Annotated in this window: 20 protein-coding genes and 2 pseudogenes; 5 read left to right on the plus strand and 17 right to left on the minus strand. The window is 72.9% G+C overall.

The window, feature by feature from the left end; translation table 11 throughout:
• Positions 1–7 precede the first annotated feature (7 nt).
• Positions 8–2,125, plus strand: coding sequence for a SpoIIE family protein phosphatase (locus tag ACFYXS_RS33985; protein ID WP_389255300.1), 2,118 nt, complete (start codon positions 8–10; stop codon positions 2,123–2,125).
• Positions 2,126–2,175: 50 nt separating this feature from the next.
• Here ACFYXS_RS33985 and ACFYXS_RS33990 read toward each other — a convergent pair whose 3' ends face one another.
• Positions 2,176–2,550 (minus strand): fic family toxin-antitoxin system, toxin component, encoded by a 375-nt coding sequence (locus ACFYXS_RS33990; protein ID WP_389255302.1) that lies wholly within the window; start codon positions 2,548–2,550, stop codon positions 2,176–2,178.
• On the minus strand, positions 2,550–2,786 hold the full coding sequence (locus ACFYXS_RS33995) for a hypothetical protein (RefSeq protein ID WP_389255304.1): 237 nt from the start codon (positions 2,784–2,786) through the stop codon (positions 2,550–2,552). Before ACFYXS_RS33995 ends, ACFYXS_RS33990 begins: the two co-directional genes overlap by 1 nt.
• 191 nt (positions 2,787–2,977) lie before the next feature.
• Between ACFYXS_RS33995 and ACFYXS_RS34000 the strand changes: the two genes are divergently transcribed.
• Positions 2,978–3,409, plus strand: coding sequence for a hypothetical protein (locus ACFYXS_RS34000; protein ID WP_389255306.1), 432 nt, complete (start codon positions 2,978–2,980; stop codon positions 3,407–3,409).
• Between the two features lie 64 nt (positions 3,410–3,473).
• Here the strand turns inward: ACFYXS_RS34000 and ACFYXS_RS34005 are convergent, their stop codons facing one another.
• From ACFYXS_RS34005 to ACFYXS_RS34015, 3 genes are all read right to left on the minus strand, one after another.
• Positions 3,474–3,959, minus strand: coding sequence for a hypothetical protein (locus tag ACFYXS_RS34005; RefSeq protein WP_389255308.1), 486 nt, complete (start codon positions 3,957–3,959; stop codon positions 3,474–3,476).
• A 50-nt stretch (positions 3,960–4,009) separates the two neighbouring features.
• Positions 4,010–4,567, minus strand: coding sequence for a hypothetical protein (locus ACFYXS_RS34010; RefSeq protein ID WP_389255310.1), 558 nt, complete (start codon positions 4,565–4,567; stop codon positions 4,010–4,012).
• A gap of 92 nt (positions 4,568–4,659) precedes the next feature.
• Positions 4,660–5,478: a siderophore-interacting protein gene (locus ACFYXS_RS34015; protein ID WP_389255312.1), complete on the minus strand. Its 819-nt coding sequence runs from the start codon at positions 5,476–5,478 to the stop codon at positions 4,660–4,662.
• Positions 5,479–5,597: 119 nt separating this feature from the next.
• Here ACFYXS_RS34015 and ACFYXS_RS34020 point away from each other — a divergent pair.
• A pseudogene (locus ACFYXS_RS34020) lies at positions 5,598–5,918 on the plus strand (ATP-binding cassette domain-containing protein); the annotation flags it as partial.
• Between the two features lie 64 nt (positions 5,919–5,982).
• Here the strand turns inward: ACFYXS_RS34020 and ssuE are convergent.
• The 11 genes from ssuE to ACFYXS_RS34075 all read right to left on the minus strand — a co-directional run bounded on the left by ssuE (position 5,983) and on the right by ACFYXS_RS34075 (position 16,958).
• Positions 5,983–6,540: an NADPH-dependent FMN reductase gene (gene ssuE, locus ACFYXS_RS34025; protein ID WP_389255314.1), complete on the minus strand. Its 558-nt coding sequence runs from the start codon at positions 6,538–6,540 to the stop codon at positions 5,983–5,985.
• Between the two features lie 114 nt (positions 6,541–6,654).
• A complete protein-coding gene (locus ACFYXS_RS34030) occupies positions 6,655–7,422 on the minus strand; it encodes a serine aminopeptidase domain-containing protein (protein WP_389255316.1) in 768 nt (255 codons plus the stop codon).
• A gap of 1 nt (position 7,423) precedes the next feature.
• Positions 7,424–8,458, minus strand: a complete 1,035-nt coding sequence (locus tag ACFYXS_RS34035; RefSeq protein ID WP_389255318.1) for an LLM class flavin-dependent oxidoreductase — start codon at positions 8,456–8,458, stop codon at positions 7,424–7,426.
• A 10-nt stretch (positions 8,459–8,468) separates the two neighbouring features.
• Positions 8,469–9,833, minus strand: a complete 1,365-nt coding sequence (locus ACFYXS_RS34040; protein WP_389255320.1) for an NtaA/DmoA family FMN-dependent monooxygenase — start codon at positions 9,831–9,833, stop codon at positions 8,469–8,471.
• A gap of 27 nt (positions 9,834–9,860) precedes the next feature.
• The gene (locus ACFYXS_RS34045) at positions 9,861–10,706 is read right to left on the minus strand and encodes an ABC transporter ATP-binding protein (protein WP_389255322.1); all 846 of its coding nucleotides are present in this window, start codon (positions 10,704–10,706) and stop codon (positions 9,861–9,863) included.
• Positions 10,703–11,602 carry an ABC transporter ATP-binding protein gene (locus ACFYXS_RS34050; protein WP_389255324.1) on the minus strand — a complete coding sequence of 300 codons (900 nt, stop codon included), beginning with the start codon at positions 11,600–11,602 and terminating at the stop codon, positions 10,703–10,705. Before ACFYXS_RS34050 ends, ACFYXS_RS34045 begins: the two co-directional genes overlap by 4 nt.
• Positions 11,599–12,474, minus strand: coding sequence for an ABC transporter permease (locus tag ACFYXS_RS34055; protein WP_389255326.1), 876 nt, complete (start codon positions 12,472–12,474; stop codon positions 11,599–11,601). Before ACFYXS_RS34055 ends, ACFYXS_RS34050 begins: the two co-directional genes overlap by 4 nt.
• A 7-nt stretch (positions 12,475–12,481) precedes the next feature.
• A complete protein-coding gene (locus tag ACFYXS_RS34060) occupies positions 12,482–13,510 on the minus strand; it encodes an ABC transporter permease (protein ID WP_389255328.1) in 1,029 nt (342 codons plus the stop codon).
• Between the two features lie 31 nt (positions 13,511–13,541).
• Positions 13,542–15,119 carry an ABC transporter substrate-binding protein gene (locus ACFYXS_RS34065; RefSeq protein WP_389255330.1) on the minus strand — a complete coding sequence of 526 codons (1,578 nt, stop codon included), beginning with the start codon at positions 15,117–15,119 and terminating at the stop codon, positions 13,542–13,544.
• A 490-nt stretch (positions 15,120–15,609) separates the two neighbouring features.
• Complete coding sequence (locus ACFYXS_RS34070; protein WP_389255332.1) at positions 15,610–16,527, minus strand: DsbA family protein; 918 nt, start codon at positions 16,525–16,527, stop codon at positions 15,610–15,612.
• Positions 16,524–16,958, minus strand: coding sequence for an RrF2 family transcriptional regulator (locus ACFYXS_RS34075; RefSeq protein ID WP_389255334.1), 435 nt, complete (start codon positions 16,956–16,958; stop codon positions 16,524–16,526). Before ACFYXS_RS34075 ends, ACFYXS_RS34070 begins: the two co-directional genes overlap by 4 nt.
• Before the next feature lie 137 nt (positions 16,959–17,095).
• On the opposite strand from ACFYXS_RS34075, the gene ACFYXS_RS34080 reads away from it, so the two are divergent.
• A complete protein-coding gene (locus tag ACFYXS_RS34080; RefSeq protein WP_389255336.1) occupies positions 17,096–17,602 on the plus strand; it encodes a cupin domain-containing protein in 507 nt (168 codons plus the stop codon).
• 248 nt (positions 17,603–17,850) lie between these two features.
• Positions 17,851–18,222: pseudogene (locus tag ACFYXS_RS34085) on the plus strand (F420-dependent methylene-tetrahydromethanopterin reductase); the annotation flags it as partial.
• On the opposite strand, the gene ACFYXS_RS34090 reads toward ACFYXS_RS34085, so the two are convergent.
• Positions 18,217–19,152, minus strand: coding sequence for a Ppx/GppA phosphatase family protein (locus ACFYXS_RS34090; protein ID WP_389255338.1), 936 nt, complete (start codon positions 19,150–19,152; stop codon positions 18,217–18,219). The pseudogene ACFYXS_RS34085 and the gene ACFYXS_RS34090 sit on opposite strands and share 6 nt — an antisense overlap.
• Positions 19,153–19,210: the final 58 nt, after the last annotated feature.

Raw genomic sequence — 19,210 nt, forward strand, 5'->3', positions numbered from 1 at the left:
ATCCCTGGTGCACCGCGACGACGTACGCATCGCCACGGGCATGGGGCCCCTGGTCGGGCTCTTCGGCCGCCTGGGGCGGGACACCGACGTGTCGGTGGGCATGCTCTACGTCCTGCCGCCGGGGGAGCGGGTGCTGCAACTGCTGGCCATGTCGGGAACGTCCCGGCGGATCGCCGCCCCCTGGGTGCGGGTCGGGGTGGACGACCAGGCGCCGGTGGCCGAGGCGGTACGCGAGCGGCGCCTGGTGTGGGTGAACAATCCGACCGAGCTGGCCCGCCGCTTCCCCCGGGTGGGGCTCATGGCCCCGTACGACATCCTCCTGGGCGCCGCGCCCCTCACCACCGAGCAGGCGACATGGGGCGCCCTCTGCATGGTGTGGCCGGTCTGGCACCCACCGCAGCTGGATCCCGGCGAGCGCGAGGCGATCGGCACCTTCTGCCGGCGGGCCGGCCGGCTGCTGGAGCAGGCGGCCCGCCGCGGTCAGCCGCTGCTGCCCGGCGCCGAGCCCCTGGTGCTGCCGACCGTTCGCCCCCGCACCCCCGACCCGGCCGAGGCGCTGGCCGCGTACGACTTCGCCGAGCGCCTGCCGACCGGATGCGCGTCGCTGGACCTGGACGGCAGGATCACCTTCCTCAACAGCGCTGCCGCCGACCTCCTGGGGGCCGGGACCGCCGACCTGCTCGGAACCCGGCCCTGGGACCGGCTGCCGTGGCTCGACGACCCCACCTTCGAGGACCGCTACCGGGCCGCCGTGATCAGCCGCCAGCCGACCGCGTTCATCGCCTCGCGGCCACCGGACCGGCAGCTGTCCTTCCAACTGCAGCCCGCCGGCACCGGCATCAGCGTCCGGATCGCACCGGTCACCGAGGCGAGAACCAGGGAGCGCCGGGTGGAACCGGCGCGCGGCCAGGGCCCGATGGGCGCGTCGACCCTCTACCAACTGATGCACCTGGCCGCGACGTTGAGCGAGGCCGTCGGCGTCAAGGACGTCGTCGACCAGGTCGCGGACCAGCTCGTCCCCGCCTTCGAGGCCCAGGGCCTGGCCCTGCTGACGGCCGAGGAGGGGCGCCTGCGCGTCGCCGCTCACCGCGGGTACACGGCCGAGTTCATGTCCCGGTTCAACGGCATCCCGCTGAGCGCCCCCACCCCGCCCACCCAGGCCCTGGCCACGGGGACCCCCAGGTTCTTCGGCAGCTTCAGCGAGTTCCGGCGCGCCTATCCCGAAGCCCCTCGCTACGGCGACCGGGACGCCTGGGCCTTCCTGCCCCTGATCGCCTCCGGCCGGCCCGTCGGACTCCTCGCCCTGTCCTACGACCGCCCGCGCCCCTTCCCCCTGGCGGAACGCGCCATCCTCACCTCACTGGCCGGGCTGATCGCACAGGCGCTGGACCGCGCCCACCTCTACGACGCCACACGCCACCTCGCCCGCACCCTGCAGACCGGCCTGCTCCCCAAGGAACTTCCCCCTGTCCCCGGCCTCGAGGTCGCCGCCCGCTACCTCCCCGCCGGCCACGGGCAGGACACCGGAGGGGACTTCTACGACCTCATCCACTGCGGCTCCACCTGCGCCGCCGCGGCCATCGGCGACGTCCAGGGCCACAACGTGCAGGCCGCCGCCCTCATGGGGCAGGTCCGCACGGCCGTCCATGCCCACGCCACCGCCCACGCCTCCCCCAGCAAGGCCCTCACCCGCACCAACCGGCTGCTGATCGACCTCAACCCGGGACTGTTCACCAGCTGCCTGTACGCGCACCTCGACCTCGGCCGCCACCGCGCGCGCCTGGCCACCGCGGGACATCTCCCGCCGCTGGTCCGCCACCCCGACGGACACACCGAGGTCCTGAACATGGCCCCCGGCCTCCTGCTCGGGGTCGCCCCGGGCGGCGACTACCCCATGGTCCAGATCCCGCTCTCGGCGGGAACGGTGCTGGTCCTGTACACCGACGGCCTGGTCGAGGTCCCGGGAGTCGACATCGGCCACAGCACCGCCGAACTCGCGCACCACCTCGCGCCGGCCGGCGACCAGAGCCTGGCCGACCTCGCCGACGACCTCGTGGACCACGCCCTGCGGACCACCCCCGGCACCGACGACATCGCGCTCCTTGTCGCCCGCGTCACCGGGTAGCCGTGGGAACCTTCCGCGCTCGGTGACTCACACGCTCCGCCCGGCGGAGCTCACGAGGCGGGCCAGGTCCGCAGGACGGCGGCGATCCTGCCCGCGGTGCAGGTGGGGTCGAGGAGGAGGTCGCGGAGGGCGACGGCGTCCTGGTGCGAGGGTTTGACGGAGATGCCCGAGGCCTCCAGGTACATCACGCCGGTGGCGGCGGCGACGGCGAGGTTGGAGCGCTCCAGCCAGCGGCACCGGCCCAGGGTGTGCACCAGGGCACCGGCCCGCGCGTACGGGCCGTCGTAGACGGGCTGCTCCATCAGCTCGGCCTGGTGCCGCGCGCACGCCGCCACGGGGACGCCGTAGTCGTCGGGAGCCGGATCACCGGCCCCGGCCAGTTCGGCCACCTGCAGGATCCAGGGGACATCGATGTGCAGATCCATTACGCGGCGTGTGCTCCTGCCCCGCCCTGGCCCTGCTCGGCCTCGTCGAAGGCCGCCTGGTGCTCGGCCAGGAACCGCTCCGCGGCGCCCATGGCGCGGGCCCGCAGCCCGCTGGCGTCCTCCAGGACGAGCTGGGCGAGGTAGTCGCCGATGGACAGACCGCGGTCGGCGGCCCGCTTCCGGGCGATCTCCGCGACCTCGTCGTCGACGCGTGCTCCGAGCTGTGTCTTGGCCATGCCTGGATGGTAACAGCTGTTACCAAAGCTTGTGAGCCGCTCCCCGTACCGGACGGCGACGATCGGGGGCATCGTGGACACCGACGAGTGAAGGCGGGGGGCCGGGCGTGGTCACGTTTGCCAGGTGTGAGCAGGAGGCGGGGGACATCCTCGGGGAGTGCCTGCGGGACGCGGCGTACCACCGGCGACTGATGCGGAGCAGCTCCGCATGGGGCTGGGAGTTCGCGGCCTTTTTGCGAAGCGTGCGAGCCGTCGTCGCCATCGCCCTGTTCAGCGCCTATCGCGCGGGCGAGGAGCAGACGCCCACCGAGGCCGCCGCGACGGGGCTGCGGCTGCTGCGGGAGGGCGATGCCGTCGGGCTGTTCGGTGTTCTCCCCTCCGAAGTGGGGGAGAACACCGGCCTGATGCGATGGCTGCGGTTGATCTCGATCGGGCTGACGAGCCGCTCGGCCCTCATGTGGTTCCGGCTGGCCGTGACCGCCGAGGCCGTGCTGAATCCCGACACACGGACTCGCTACGCATGGCTGCTGATCAACGGTGTGCAGAACCGGGCGCGTCGCCCACACGAGGAGGGCGAGGGGTCCGGGACGGTCACCGTTCGCGCGGAAGATCCTCCGCCGTGACGCCGGCCGCCCGGCACCGGGCGGCAAGGGGTCCCGCGCACTCCGTGCGCGGGACCCGGAAGGTTCAGGTGGTCAGCAGGCGGTTGAAGAACGACCGGTACTGGCGCAGGGCCGTACGCAGGTCCTCGGTGTCCACCTGCTCCCCGCGGTCCCACTGCCCCTCCAGTTCCTGCTTGTGGTGGGCGAACGTCGCCGCGAGCTTCTGCATCACGTCGGCCACCAGGGCGTCGGCGGTGTGCACGGCGTCGCGGGGGTCGTCGACGAACTCGCTCTGGATCTCCTGCCAGCGGGCGCGGAAGCTCTCCTCGTCCTGCGAGGTCAGCAACTGCGGAGCCTGGTCCACGGAGGTGTTCTCGGCGGGTGCTCCGGGCATCTCCGCCGGGGGCTCGGACGGCTTGCGGACCGATTCGGTGCCCTCGCCGGGGTAGGCGGGGGCCCGGCTCGCCGTGTCCGGCCGCTCGGGGGGAGCGTCGAAGCGCTCGCGTGGCTGGGCGAGTTCCTCGGTGGTCAAAGCGGTCTCGCGGGAGGGTCGTGCGCGGTCGCGTTCCATATTTCCTCCGCCTCTTGTCGTGGTGGCGGCGTCGTGGACCGGAACCCGGGTCAGGCCCGGACGTGGCGGGATTCGCCGCCGTCGGTGAGGAGGTCGTCGAACAGGGCGCGGTAGTGCACCATGGCACCGCGCAGTTGCTCGGTCGTGGCCTGGTGCCGGGAGCTGAGGGCGTTGACCTCGTGGGCCTCCCGGTAGTGCTCCAGCGTGTGGCCGTGCTCCACCGAGAGGTCCCTGATCTGCTGGTCGAAGTCCTCGGTCGGGTAGCCGCGCTCGTGCATGAGCGAGGTCACCAGGCTGTCCGCGTCGTGCACGGCATCCTCCGGGCGGTCCACGAACTCCTCCTGGACGCTGGTCCAGTCCCGCGCGTAGCGGTCGCGGACGCCGCTCTGCAGCGGCTTGATGTCCAGCGAGTCATGGCGCTTCGCACGGGCGTTGAGGTCCCGTTCGGCTTCCCGCCGGCTGCCGGTGCCCTCGACGGTCCGTTCGTACTCCGGGCCGAACTGCCGGCGCAGACGTCGGCGCCGCACGATCAGTGCTGCCGCCACCGCGATGATGGCCAGCACCACCACGATGGGGATGATGATCGCCAGAAGTGTCCCTGTCGACATGGGGCCGGACTCCCTTGCAACTCCGGGAACCCCCCTCGTTCCGACCCCTGCCCTCAGCCTTCCGCTTGAAACACCACCTCAACGGGTGCGCGTCAGGCGGGCTGGTGCCCCTCGTGCTTCCAGAAGCCCGAGAAGGTGATGCGGTCCTTGGGGAGGCCGGCGCGGTGCAGGTGTCTGCGGCCCTTGGTGGAGAGGCCGGACTCGCCGACGACGAAGGCGTAGGCGGTGGTGTCGACGGTGCTGAGCCGGCGGAGTTCGTGGAGTGCGGCACGCCCCGGGACGGTGTGGGCGTTGTCGCGGACGACCCAGGTGATGTTCATGGCGATCGGGGCGTCCAGGTCGCGCCGGTCGCCCTCGGCGGGGATCTCCTGGATCACCCGGCCGACGGTGTCGCGGGGGAGTGAGCGCAGGATGCCGGTGGTGGCGGGCAGACCGCTCTCGTCGGCCACCACGATGACCTCGGAGGCGTCGGGCGGGCAGTCGAAGGTGATGCCCTGGTCCAGCATGGCCAGTTCGTCTCCGGGGCGGGCGGCGCATGCCCAGATCGCGGCGCGGCCCTCGACCTCGCCGGTGGGGCCGCGGTGGACGACGAAGTCGATGTCCATCTCGGCGGCTTCCGGGCGGAAACCGGCCACGGTGTAGTTCGCGCAGTGCGGCCGCTCGTCCTCGGGGATGGCGAGGTAGGCGTGCCACCACCGGTCGCCGGTGAACTCCGGCAGCCGCAGGACCGATTGGTGGGGCAGTTGCATGAAGAGGCGGAACCAGTGGTCGTAGCCCATCCACGGGAACTCGGCGAGATCCGCGCCCGTCACGGTCACCCGGTGCATGGACGGGGAGATCCGCTGGGTGCGGACCACCTCGGCGCGGAACATTCGGGGGTTCTGGGGCATCTGCCGTGGGATCTTCGCCATGAAGGAAGGTTAGCCTAAGTTTACTGAGTCGCCGGGAGGTGGTGCGGGGTATTGGTGAGGCTAGGCTGACCTTTGTTCGTGTGTTCTGGTGAAGAGACGACCACGGCCTCAACGCGGCGATCAGGCTCCGCCCGGGTGAGGTGACCGCCCCCGTGGGTCCCAACGGCAGCGGGAAGTCGACGCTTCTGCGCACGGTGGCACGCCTCCAGCGGGCCCGCAGCGTCACGTCGACGATCGGAACGGCGGACGGGAACGCCACCGACGGGCTCGCCCTGACGGTCCGTGAGTTCTACCGCCGGGTGGCGCTGCTGACCCAGGGGCGCCCCACGCCGGGCGGTCTGACCGCGCGAGATCTCGTGGAGTTCGGCCGCTACCCCCACCGGGGGCGCTGGGGCCGGCCCGACCCCGAAGGACCGGTGGTTCCTGCGGCTGCTGCTGCGCACCCGGCGGTAGGACGCGGCGGCAGGACCGGGCGGCGGGCGGGGCCCGCCCGCCGCCCGGTGGTCACCCCGTGGGCGCGAGGACCGTCGTACGTCCCCCCAGCGCGGCGGAGAACCGGTCGGTGACCTGGACCAGGGCCTCGGCGGCGGCCGGTGCGACGGTGAGCGCGCCGTCGTCGCCGACGGTGATGTCCTTGTCGAGCGTGAACCACCCCGGCACGATGTGCGTGGCGCCCATGGAGCTCAGCACCGGGCGCAGCGCGTAGTCGATGGCCAGGACGTGGGCCGTGGTGCCGCCCGTGGCCAGCGGGAGCACCGTCTTGTCGGTGAGCGCGTACTGCGGGAGCAGGTCGAGCAGCGACTTGAGCAGTCCCGAATAGGCGGCCTTGTAGACGGGGGTGCCGATCACCACGCCGTCGGCCTGCTGGAACAGGGCCGCGGCACCGGTGATGGCGGGGTGCCGGAAGTCGGCGCCGAGTAGCGCGTCGGCCGGCAGGGAGCGCACCTCCAGGGAGACCACGTCGTGGCCCTGGAGCCGCAACCGGTCGTCCAGGTGGCGGAGCAGGCGCGCGGTGCGGGAGGTGGGGGAGGGGCTTCCGGAGACGGACAGGATGACGGCCATGCGGACCTTCCGGGTTCGGGGTGGTGACGCACCGGGTGACGGGCACGTCGCCGGCGGGTTGGGGCGGCCGGCCTCCACGACGCCTTTGGGCGGGGGGAGTTGCGCCGGCGGTGTTCACCAGGCGCTCGACCGCACCGTGACCACGGGGGTCAGGTCGTCGCGGAGCGCTTCGAGGAACACGACGACCTCGGCCGCGACCGAGCGGTGCTGGAGGTCGTTGAGGACGTCGTGGTGGGCGCCGCGCACCACCGCAAGACGGGCCAGCGGCAGGGACTTGGCGGCCCGTTCGAGGGCGTCGCGGTCCGCGAGCGGATCGGCGTCGCCGACGAGGAGCAGCGCCGGGACGCCGGCCTCGTTCTCGTACGCCGCCGTGAGCAGGGCCTCCGGTAGCGCGTCGCCGAGCGAGCCCCGGCGCACCTGCGGATCCCGCGTGAGCGTGACCCGGTGTGCGGGGCAGGAGGTACGGACGTCCAGCTCGTCCTCCCAGGTGCCGGGCGCGCCGGCGGCCCGGCCCGGTAGCCCCGCCAGGACAACGGCGTCCGGCCGCGGGGCGTCCGCCCGTTCGGCCCGGCCGAGGAACGCGGCGATCGCGACGGCGCCCGAGTCGGCCCCCACCAGGACGAGGGGCCGCACGACACCGTCCTCGGCGGCGGTGCCCTCGACGGCATCGGTGAGGAGCCTGCCGAACGCGGCGCCTGGGCCCGTCGGGTCGCCGGCGTCGACGGCCGGGGTGCCGGTCACACGGACGCGATAGGCGTCGGTGGCCAGGCGCCCGGCGAACCGGGCGTAGGTCGCCGGTGTCTCCCCGCGGCCGGGCACCACGACGACCGTGCCGCGCGTGCGCAGGCCTTCGGGGGCGTGGTGGTCGGTGTACTGGGTCATGTCAGACTCCCGCGGGTTGCGGCTCGGTCCGGGGCGCGCTTCGCCACCCCAGCGCGGGCGCGATCTCGGTCGCGATGAGTTCCAGGGCGCGCAGCGCCGCGTCGTGGTCGGGGACGGCGGGGTTGAACTGGGTGATCAGATCGGTCGCGACCGGCAGGACGCGTTCCTGCCGCAGCGCGGCGACGATCTCCTCGGGAGCGCCGTGGAACGCGTGGAAGCGCCGCAGGGCCTCGTCCACGTCCAGGCCCCTGGGAAAGGCGCCGCCGTCCGCCATACGCGACGCCGCGCGATGGACGTCGTCGCCGATCTGCCGGAGCGCGGTGCGCTTGTCCTTCGCCGGGAACACGAACCGGGACAGGCCGATCCGCGGGCGGCGCGGCCGGTCCCAGGCGGCCAGGTAGGCGTCCGCCCAGGGGCGCTGCACAGTGTCGGTCGGGGCGTCGAAACCGTATGCGGCCCGGTTCAGCAGCAGGTTCGATCCGGCGGCCGCGGCGTACCCGGCTCCCTGGGTGCTGAAGACGCCCTGCCAGAGGCGGTCGGTGAAGTCGCCCGCGGCCGGCTGCACCCGGAATCCGGGCGCCCGTACCTCCTCGCCGGCCAGGGCCCGGCGCAGGATGTCGAGGTGTTCGCTGGTCAGTTCGCGCTTGCGGGCGAGGTCCTTGCCGAACGCTGCGTACTCCAGGGCGTCGTACCCGCTGCCCACGCCGATCTCGACACGGCCGCCGCTGAGCGTGTCGACCGTGGCGACGTCCTCGGCGAGGCGCACCGGGTCCTCCAGGGGGAGGACGGTGATGGCGGTGCCGAGCCGGATCCGGGTGGTCCTGGCCGCGGCGTGGGCGAGGAAGGTCCACGGCGAGGACAGGCCGCCCCCGCCGGCGGGCACGTGGTGCTGGGCCACCCAGCCGACGTCGAAGCCGAGTTCGTCGGCGGCGACGAAGAGTTCCTGGGCGTTGCGGTAGGTCCGTGCGGGGTTGTCGTCGCGGCTTTGGACGTGGGTGAGGAAGCCGAGCCGGAAGCGCGGTGTCGCGGAGGTCATGGGCCGGCCCTCAGGAGGTGACGAGGTCGTCGAGGAGGCCGCCCGCGAGCCGGCCTTCCGCGGTGTGGCGGTTGGCCGGGACCGGCAGGCCGAGGTTGCCGCGCAGGGTGTCGGCCTCGTACTCGGTGCGGAACAGGCCGCGCTGCTGCAGGACCGGGACGACGCCGTCGACGAAGAGCTCGAGTTCGTCGGTGGTGCGGAAGGCCAGGTTGATGCCGTCGAAGGTGCCCGCCCGGAACCACCGCTCGACGGTGTCGGCGACGGTCCGCGGGTCGCCGACGAAGGGCGTGGCGCGGAACTCGTTCACGGAGTCGGCGACTTGGCGCAGGGTGAGGTTCTCGGTCCTGGCCCGTTCGATGATCCGGGCGGCGCCGGTCCTGCCGCCCTTCTCGGCGAGGTGGGCCACGTCCGGGAAGGGCGCGTCGAGGTCGTGCGCGCTGAAGTCGTACGCGCCGAAGGAGCGGCCGAGCAGCGCGAGGTTGCGGTCGAAGTCGTTGTCCTCCTCGAAGATCTCCCGTTCGCGGCGCCGGGCGGCCCCGTCGGTGGCGGCGACGACCGGGCTGCCGTGGATGAAGATCTTGATGTGGTCGGGGTCGCGGCCGTACGACGCCGTGCGCCGCTTGATGTCGGTGTAGTAGTCGTGGGCCTGCTCCAGTGAGCCGCCGGGCGCGTAGATGCCCTCGGCCACCTGCGCGGCCAGGTCGCGCCCCTCCTCGGAGACCCCGGCCTGGAAGATCACGGGCTGGCCCTGGGGCGACCGGGACAGGTTGAGGGGGCCGGCGACCTTGAAGTGCTCGCCGACGTGGTCGAGCGCGTGCAGCTTGGCCGGGTCGAGGAAGAGGTCGCGGTCCACGTCCGCCGGGAAGGCGTCGTCCTCGTACGAGTCCCACAGACCGCGGGCCACCTGGACGAACTCCAGAGCGCGGCCGTACCGGGTGGCGTAGTCGAGGTGCTCGTCGAACCCGAAGTTCCGGGAGGTGCCGGTGTCGAAGCTGGTCACGACGTTCCAGCCGGCGCGGCCGCCGCTGATGTGGTCGAGGGAGGCGAAGCGGCGGGCGAGGTTGAACGGGGAGTTGTACGTCGAGCTCGCGGTGCCGACCAGGCCGATGCGGCGGGTGTGCGTGGCGACCGCCGACAGCAGGGTGAGCGGTTCCAGCCGGTTGAGGTAGTGGGCCGGGTAGGTGGCGTTGATGAACTGGCTGTCGACGATGAACAGCGCGTCGAAGAGGGCGTGTTCCGCCGCCTTGGCCTGTGCGATGTAGTAGTTGATGTCGATGCTGGCGTTCTTGGCGACGCGCGCGTCCCTCCACAGGCCGTGCTGGCCGGGGCCGCCGACGCCGTAGGGGTGCAGTGCGAGGTGGATCCTGCGGGACATGGTGGTTTCTTCCTGTCTGTCGTGGGCTCAGGCGTTGAGGAGGGCGCGCAGGGCTTCGCGTTCGGCGCGGTCCGTCGGGGAGGAGCGCAGTGTGGGCGCGGAGCCGACGAGCAGGCGCGTGTAGGGGTGCCGAGGGCGGCCGATGACGTCGCGGGCCGTGCCGACCTCGACCAGTTCGCCCTGGTGGAGCACGGCGACGCGGTCGCAGACGCCGGCCACGGAGCCGAGGTCGTGGGAGATGAAGACCAGGGCCACGCCGGAGGCGCGCAGTTCCTTCAGGATCTCCAGGATCTGCACGCGGTTGGCCGAGTCCAGGGCGCTGACCGGCTCGTCCAGGATGACCAGGCGCGGGCCGGTGACCAGGGCGCGGGCGATCGCCACCCGCTGGCGCTGGCCGCCGGAGAGCTCGCCGGGCAGCCGGTCCAGCAACTCCTCGTCCAGGCGCACACGGGGCAGGAAGGCGCGCACCCGCTCGGCCGCGGCGTAGCGGGGGACCCCTTGCAGGAGCAGTGGTTCGGCCAGGGAGTCCTCGATGGTGACGTCCGGGTCGAGGCTGCGCAGCGGGTCCTGGAAGACGTACTGGACGACGCCCCGGCGGCGCAGGTCGCGCCATTGCCGCCGGCCGTGGGTCCTGACGTCCTCGCCGTCGACGACGACGGAGCCCGCCGAGGCGTGCACCAGGCCGAGCACGGCCCGGGCGAGGGTGGTCTTGCCCGATCCGGTCTCGCCGATGACACCGACGGTCTCGCCGGGCGCGACACTCAACGAGATGTCGTGCAGGGCCCGTCGGCGCCCGCGGCGCAGGCCGTAGTGGACCTGGAGTCCGGTGACCTCAAGGACGGGGTTCGCGCCGTCGCCGGCTGCTGTGGTCATGCGTCCTCCTCGGGCGTGAGGAACGTGTCGAGGCCGTACTGCCGGTGCTCGGCGACGAGCAGCCGGGTGTAGTCGTGCCGCGGGTCGTGGAGCACCGTGTGCGTCGGGCCCTGCTCGACGACCCGGCCGTCGCGCAGGACCAGTACCTCGTCGCACAGCTGGGCGACGACGGCCAGGTCGTGGGAGACCAGGACGAGGGCCAGTCCGGTCCGTTCCCGCAGTTCGGCGAGGAGGTCGAGGATCTCGGCCTGGACGGTGACGTCGAGGGCGGTCGTCGCCTCGTCGGCGATGAGGATCCGCGGGTCCGCGGCGATCGCGGCCGCGATCAGGACGCGCTGGAGCATGCCTCCGGAGAGCTCGTGGGCGTACTGGCTGTACACGAGTTCCGGGTCGCGCAGTCGCACCGCCCGCAGCAGTTCGACGGCACGGTGGCGCGCCTCGCGCCGCTTCAGCCCCTTCTTGGCCCGGACCACCTCGGCGATCTGCGGACCGACCCGGATCGACGGGTTGAGATAGGAGGCGGGGTCCTGGAAGACCGCGCTGATCGTGGCACCCCGCAGGGCCGTCCACTGCGGGGGTGCCAGGGTCGCGATGTCGGTGCCGAGGATCTCGATCGATCCGCCGGTCACCTCGAAGTGCGGGGGCAGGATGCCCAGCGCGGCACGGCAGGTGAGGGTCTTTCCGCTGCCGGACTCGCCGACGATGCCGACCGCCCTGCCGGGGGTGAGCTCGAAGCTCACTCCGCGGACGATCTCGCGGTCGCCGGCCTGGTCCCTGATGCGCACGTCGCGGACGGACAGCACCGGCGACGCCGGGGCGGCCGCTTCCTCTGCCGTGTCACCGGGCGCGGCACTCCTGGCCCGGTCGGGAACGACGTTCTCGGACACAGTCGTCATCGCGCACCTCCGGTGGCGCCCAGGCGATTGGCGCGGGCCTTGCGGTCGTTGACCAGTGCGCGCCCCGCCTCGCCGGAGACGTCGCGGATCGCGTCGGCGAGCTGGTTGCCGGCCCAGACGGCGACCATGATCAGCAGGGCGGGTGCCAGGGGCGCCCACGGCTGGTGACTGAGGTAGCCCAGGTCGTAGGCGAGCAGTCCGCCCCAGGTCGGCGCGGGTGGCTGGACGCCGATGCCGAGGAACGTCAGGCTCGACACGATGACGAATCCGAGGCCGACGGTCTGGGCGAGCGCGACCGCGAGGGGCGGGAGGACCTTGACCCAGACGTGCCGGCGGACGATCCAGCCGACGGAGGCACCGGAGATCAGCGCCGCCTCCACGTAGGGCGAGCGGGCCACGGCGAGGGTGGCGGCGCGGGCCACCCGGTAGAACAGCGGCGACACCAGAGCGCCTGTCACCAGCATGGCCTGGGTGATGCCGTTGCCCAGGAGGGCGATCACGGCGACGGCGAACAGCAGGAACGGCAGGGCGACCAGGGTGTCGGCCAGGCGGAGGGTGGTCCACTCGAAGACCCGGCCGAGGTGCACCGACAGGATGCCGGGGATCGCACCGGCCACCAGGGCGGTGAGCGCGACCTCCAGCGAACCGAGGACGCTGACGCGGGAGCCGGCGAGGAGCCGGCTCAGCACGTCACGGCCGAGGTAGTCGGTGCCCAGCCAGTGGGCGAACGAGGCGCCCGCGAGCGTGTTGTCGCTGGTGGCCAGGGGATCGTCGGGAGCCAGGACCGGACCGAGGACCGCCAGCAGCGCGATCACGGCGAGGACGGTCACGGCGATCCGGCCGGAGGTGAGGGCGAGGACGCGGCGCACCATGGTCACATCACACCCCCCGCTGGGCGGCCGGCGTCACACGGGCCAGCACCAGGTTGACGATCAGGTTGAAGGCGACGACCAGGACGATCGACACCACGAGGACCCCCTGCACGGCGGGCACGTCGCCCGCCTGGGCGGAGTCGTTGGCGAACCTGCCGAAGCCCTGCAGGCCGAAGATCCACTCCGTGACGACGGAGGCACCGACCAGCGCCGGGAACTTCAGGCCGAGGGTGGCGAGCGCCGGTCCGATGCCGTTGCGCAGCACGTGGCCGAAGAAGACCCGCCGTGGGCCCAGGCCCCGCACCACCGCGCCGGTGACGTAGTTCTCGCGGTAGGCGGCGATCAGGCCGGCGCGCAGTTGGCGGGCGACGTCGGCGACGACGTCGAAGCTCAACGCGACGGCGGGGAGGGTGATGTGGGCGAGCCACGGGCCGATGCCCTGCTCCGCCGGGACGTACCCGGCGGAGGGGAACAGGTGCAGTCCGACGGCGAGGACGGAGACCAGCACGATGCCCACCACGAAGGCGGGCATCACCGAGATCACCGTGACGAAGCCCGTGATGGCGCGGTCGATCCAGGTGGTGCTGCGCAGCGCCGCGACCGTGCCGAGGGTGAAGCCCACGGTCACGCCGATGATCAGAGCGAACGTGGCGACCGAGAGGCTGACGCCGAGGCCGAGCCCGATGAGGGTGGAGATGTCGGCGCCATTGGTCCAGCTGGTGCCGAGCCGGCCGTGCAGGATGCCGGTGAACCAGTCCCAGTACTGCACGAGGAACGGCCGGTTCAGCCCCCAGTGGGCCTCGACCCTGGCGATCGCCTCGGGCGTCGCCTCCTCGCCCAGCTGGATCCGCGCCGGGCTGAGGCCGCTCAGCGACCGCAGCGCGAACGTCACGAACGTCGCGACCAGGAACACGGGCACGAAGATCGCGATCGAGCGGGCGAGGGCCGTCAGGCTGCGGCTCACGGCCTGCCGCACCCTGATCGCGGCCACGCCGCGACGGCGGGCAGAGGTGACCGGTACCGCGGTCGTCGTCATGAGGTTGCCCCCTTCATGTGGTGGACGGAGGTCAGCCGCGGCCGGAGATGGTCACGCCGGTCCAGTCGAGGTGGGCCGGGTTCTTCGGCAGGTCGGATATCGACCTGCTCTTGGCGAAGAGGTTCGGGGACGAGTAGGTGAAGACCAGCGCCTTGGTCCGAAGGCCCGCCCGGGTCGCCGCCTGGAGCGTCTCCGCGTAGTCCGGCGCGTCCAGCGGGGTCCGGCGGACCTTGGCGACGGCCGCCTCGAAGCCGGCCGGCTCGTAGGGCGAGCTGAGGTTGAGCGGACCGTCGGGGCCGAAGTGGGCGGTGAGGGTCTGCGCGGCGGAGTCCCGTCCGGTGGTGCCGTAGAGCGAGAACGTCAGGTCCTTGGCGAAGAACGGGGTGGCCCAGTTCTTGTCGATCCTGATGGTGACGGTGATGCCGACGGCGGCCAGCTGCGACTGCACGATCTCGGCCTGCGGGTCCTCCGCCGGGATGACCAGGTCGAGCTTGATGTCGCCTGGCCGGTGACCCGCCTCGGCGAGCAACCGCTTCGCCTTCGCTGGGTCGTACGGGTAGGTGTTCTCCGACCGCGGGTCGTAGGCCACGTAGCCCTTCGGGAAGGGCTGGTCGGTCGCCTCGCCGTAGCCGAAGGTCAGCTTGTCCACGAACTCCTTGCGGTCGATGGCGTAGCGGACGGCGTCGACGACCTTGTCGTCGTCGAACGGCGGCTTGTTGATGTTGAGGCTGATGTTGGACGCGTTGAAGCCGGGCTGGACGAAGACGTCGAGGCCGGCCTTCTTGGCGGCGTCCGCCTGACTCGGTTTGATGTCGGCGAAGTTGTAGACGCCGGTCTGCAGTCCGGAGACGACCGTCGACGCGTCGGGGGCCGAGACCAGCTCCACGTCGTCGATGTGGATGTTCTTCGCGTCCCAGTAGTCCGGGTTCTTCCTGAGCAGGACCTTGGTGCCGGGGATCAGCCGCTCGACGACGAACGGCCCCGCGCCGACCGGATCCTGGTCCAGCTTCTCCGGATGCGCGGCCGCCTTGGGGCTGGCGATCTGCAGGACGCGCTGACCGAGCAACTGGGGTATCTGGTAGTCGACCTGGGTGAGGTGGACGACCGCGTCCAGTCCCTCGGCGTCCACCGACCCGATCGAGGTCAGGTCGCCGAAGAGCGCCGAGTTCTGCTGCTTCTGCGCCCGCTCGACGGCCGCCTTGACCGCGGCGGCGTCGACCGGCTCGCCGTCGCTGAACGTCAGGCCGGGGCGCAGATGGAAGGTGATCTCGTCGCCCTTGTCGTTGTACTCCCAGCTCCTGGCGAGGTCCGGGACGGCCTCGCCGTTCTCGTCCGTGCGTGTCAACGAGGCGTAGACGAGGGCGAGTTCGCGGAACTGGGCACCGCTGCCGGAGACCACCGGGTCCCAGTGCGCGGGGAAGTAGGAGGAGGCCCACTTCAGCGTGGCGCCGCCGGTCGCGGCGCCCGCGCCGTCGCCGCACGCGCTGAGGCCGGGGGCGAGCACGCAGACGAGGGCGGTGCTGAGGGCGGCGGCACGCAGCCGGCCCGGTACCCGGGGGGTTCGCTGAGCGGGTCCTGGGCGGCGGCGGGGCGTGAGTGGTCCGGTCATGTCACGGCTTTCTGCGAGGGGCCCCGGCCCGTCTCAGGGCGGGCGGGAGCGCGGCGGCGGGCGTGGTTCGCACCCGCGCCGGACGCCGGCCCGTGCCCGTACGGACGTGCCGACGCGGGCTCGGATGCACACGTCGGGCACGCCGCGCTCAGGGCAGGGCGTCGGCGGGTACGCGGGGGCTCACCTGGAGGAGGACGAGGGGAGGCGGCGGAGCGCGAAGGCGGTGGCGCGGGCGGCGGGCGCCCGTGACGGCCGTGCGGCGGGAGGGCCCGCGCTGACGGGAACGGTCAGGCGCCTGTGGCCCGTGGGCGGCGGTCGGTCAGCGACAGAGAGCGCTGGAGGTGCGCCGCAGGTCCACGTAGCGGCACACCACACCGGGGTGCGTCGTGAGCATGCTGCACATCCTGGCGAGCGCCGCGAACGGCTGTCAATAGACACCAATTGGTGTCTCATTGGGCGGGACGAAAACGTGAGCCTCCGTCAGGGACGGTCAGGACGCGCCGTGTGCGCCGCCGCGGGTCGCCGGGTGCACTGCGGCCTCCTCGGGATGCAGCCACAAGGGGCCGTTCCCGGTGTCCACCCGGACCGCCTCCCGCGGGGGCCAGGATCCTTCCGCCAGCAGTTCCCGCTCCGGATCGGTCAGGCTCCGGTAGTGCCGCAGCGCGCGCGACGGCGACAGCGGCGCCCGGCCGGCGGCCGCCCCGGGGCACAACGCGTCGACGGCCGCGGCGTACTCCTCGTAGGACCGCCACCCCGGCACCACGCGATGTCCGGCCGGGGCGTGGACCAGCAGCGTCGGCAGCGCGTAGCGGTACCCGCCGTCGCCCGTCTCCTTGGCGGCGCCGGGGTGCGGCGACCGGCCCGCCGGCGACAGCACCTCGGGCAGCGGGCGACGCGCCTCGGCACGGTCGGCGCGCAACCGCTCCAGCACCCCGGCGGACGCCGCGTCGGCCGACAGCCGCTCCAGGTCCAGACCCGGCACGCCGCCTGCGGCGGACAGCGCGAGAGCGGGCGTGTCCGCCGGTTCCCCCAGGACGAAGACGGTCTCCCGCAGTCGGCGCAGTACTCGTTCGGCCACCTCGGGTCCCTGGAGTTCGGCGGCCTTGGCCGTCAGCGAGGACGGCCAGGAACTCGCCGCCACACGGCTCAGCCGGAGTGCCCGCGGCGCCCGGGTGTGCGTGCCGATCCCCTCGACGTAGCCCGCGTACCAGGCGGTCTCCGCGGCGGAGTCGGGCGCCGGGTCGTCGTCGAGGTCGAACAGCAGGCAGTACACCCGGCGCCACCGGACCCGCCCGGCCAGCGCCGCCCGCAGCCTGCGGAAGACGGGCTCGGAACCCCAGGCCCACGGGCACAGCGGATCGGTGTACTCGACCACCTCCAGCGCGGGCGGGGGCGGTTCGGCCGTCACGCGGCTCCCCTTCGCGCCGGCACGTCCCCGGCGCCCGCCGGCAGCAGCGACAGCAGGGTCACGCCGCCGAGTATCGCCGCCGCGCTCGCCTCCACCTGGCGCCACACTCCGGGCAGCCCCGAGGCGGCGCCGGGATAGTCGAGCCCGGCCGGCGGCTCGCCCCGCAAGGTGATCAACTCGCCGTCGACGGCGAGCGCGACGTCCAGGAGGGTGATCTCCCCGGCGGGACGGCCGAGCCAGTAGCCGCCCTCGCAACCGCGCTGACTGCGTACCAGCCCGGCCTTGCGCAACTCGCCCACGACGGACTTCAGGAACCGGAACGGGATCTGCTGCGAGGAGGCGATCGATTCGCACGTCAGGGGGCGGGCGGGTTCACGGGCGAGCTCCAGGAGGGCCCGCGCGGCGTAGTCCGCCTTCGCGGAGATATGCATGCCCCCATCATGCCCGACCGGTCGGCGCCCGCCGGGGCCCCGGCGGCTCCCTCACCACATTGCGGGAGTATTGCCGCAGGTGAAGGCCAATGGACACTTCTTGACAGCCTTTTCGCGACGGCCCTACCGTCCCGGCCATGAGCGAGCCGTCGACAACCCCCGGTGAGGGCTTCCACCCCCATCTCCACGACACCTCCGGGCACGGGGCGACACCCCTGCGCACCCGGCTCCACCACGTCCGCGCGGACTCCCTGGACGACGGGACGGCGCAGACCGGCGGGATGCGCAGATTCGCCGCCGTCAGCGGGCGGACGGTGGGGTCCGAGAAGCTGTGGATGGGCCAGACCCATGTGGCCCCCGCGACGTCGTCCTCCGACCACCACCACGGCGAGTCCGAGACCGCCATCTACGTGGTGAGCGGGCACCCCGAGTTCGTCTTCCTCGACGACTCCGGCGAGGAGCCCGGTGAGGTGCGGCTGCGCACCTCACCGGGCGACTACATCTTCGTCCCGCCGTACGTGCCGCACCGGGAGGAGAACCCCGACCCCGCGGACGAGGCCGTGGTCGTCATCGCCCGCAGCACCCAGGAGGCGATCGTGGTCAACCTTCCAGGGCTGTACGCCCTTCCGGCCGAGGAGGCCTGAAGGCCGCGTGCTGGTGCGCGAGATGGCGCACCTAGGCAAGGAGGCGCTCGTACGGGGCGCGGCCCGCAGCCCCTCCAGCGCCTTGGCGCGGTCGGCCGGCGGCGGGGCGGCGGCGCCTTGCGCCGCGGCGCGCGTCGCGGGCACGGGACCGCGTGCGGCGTCGCCGGGACGGCCCGCGAGGTCGCGGAAGATGTCGGGAGTGCGGTTGCTGACGACACGTCCGGTCCACCGGTCGCAGAGGGCTCACTGTCGCCCGCGGGCGGGCACAAGTGCCCATGTACCGGGACCCCCTGACCACCGCGCACGAATGGCGGGAGCCGGCGCCGCCGGCAAAAGGTCGATCGCCGACCTGGTTGTCGAGACCGGCAACCGGTGGTCCTTCGTGGGCTGCCCGCGACGGTCGCCGCGACCATCGACGACTTCGTGCGGGCGGACGCCGCCGACGGCTTCATCCTCGTCCCGCGCATCACCCCGGGGGCCTGGACGCCTTCGCCGGCACCGTCGTCCCGCGGCTCCAGGAACGGGGCGTCTTCCGCGCCGACTACGAGGGCAGCACGCTGCGCGACCACCTCGGACTCGCCCATCCCGATGCGGTGCCGGCCGAGCTGGTGGGGTCATGAACGCCTGGTGGAGGGGTTGCCGAGGCGTTCGAGCAGGAGCCCCTCGCGGGTGGACCAGGGGCAGATCGTCACGCTGTCCGCCTCGCAGGCCTCCATCAGGGCCTCGGCCACGAGTGCCCCGGCCAGGGACTGCTCGGCGCGGTGCGCGGAGATGCCGGGGAGTTTGTCGCGGCCTTGAGGGCTCGCGGCGGCCAGCAGGGTGATGGCGTCCCGCAGCGCGGGCAGGGTCAGGCGCCCCGCGGTGCGCGCGGGCCCGTTCCGGGCGGCGGCGAGCCGGGCGAGCTGGGTGAAGGTCTTGGAGCAGGCCAGGACCCGGCCGCCCGGCTCGGCGCGGGGCAGCCCGGGCACCGTGCCCAGGTACCGGCGCAGTTCCTTCCGCACCTCGGCCAGATGCCCCTCGGAAGGCGCGGTGCCGCCGGGCAGGTGCTTCCGGGTGACGGTGCGGGCGCCCAGCGGCAGCGAGTGCACCGTGCGGGGACGGGTGCCGGTGCCGGAGGCGATCTCCACGGTGCCGCCGCCGACGTCCAGCACGAGCAGCGGGCCGTCGCCGGGACCCGCCCAGCGGCGGGCCGCCGCATAGGCGAGCCGCGCCTCCTCCTCACCGGACAGCACCCGCAGCCGTACACCGGTGCTGTCCGCCACCCGGTCGATGACGTCCTCGCAGTTGGGCGCGTCCCGGATGACGGAGGTGGCGAACGCGAAGACCTCCGGGAGCCTGAGCCGGGGGTAGGCGGCGACCACCTCGGCCACGGCCTCCTCCACGGTCCTGACGCCCGACCGCCGCAACCGGCCCTCCGGGCCGAGGCTCTGGTGCAGTCCCAACCGCACCTTGCGGGAGAGCACCGGCTCCAGCTCGCCGTCCTCCGACCGCCGCACCACCGTCAACAGAGCGCTGTGGCAGCCGACATCGAGGACCGCCGCCTGCCGCATCCCACGACTTTCCCGCACCACGAGCCTTTCCGTCCCCGGGGCAGGACCGTTCTCCCCG

Origin of the sequence: Streptomyces sp. NPDC002574 (assembly GCF_042889545.1) — a bacterium.
Classification (GTDB): Bacteria; Actinomycetota; Actinomycetes; order Streptomycetales; family Streptomycetaceae; genus Actinacidiphila.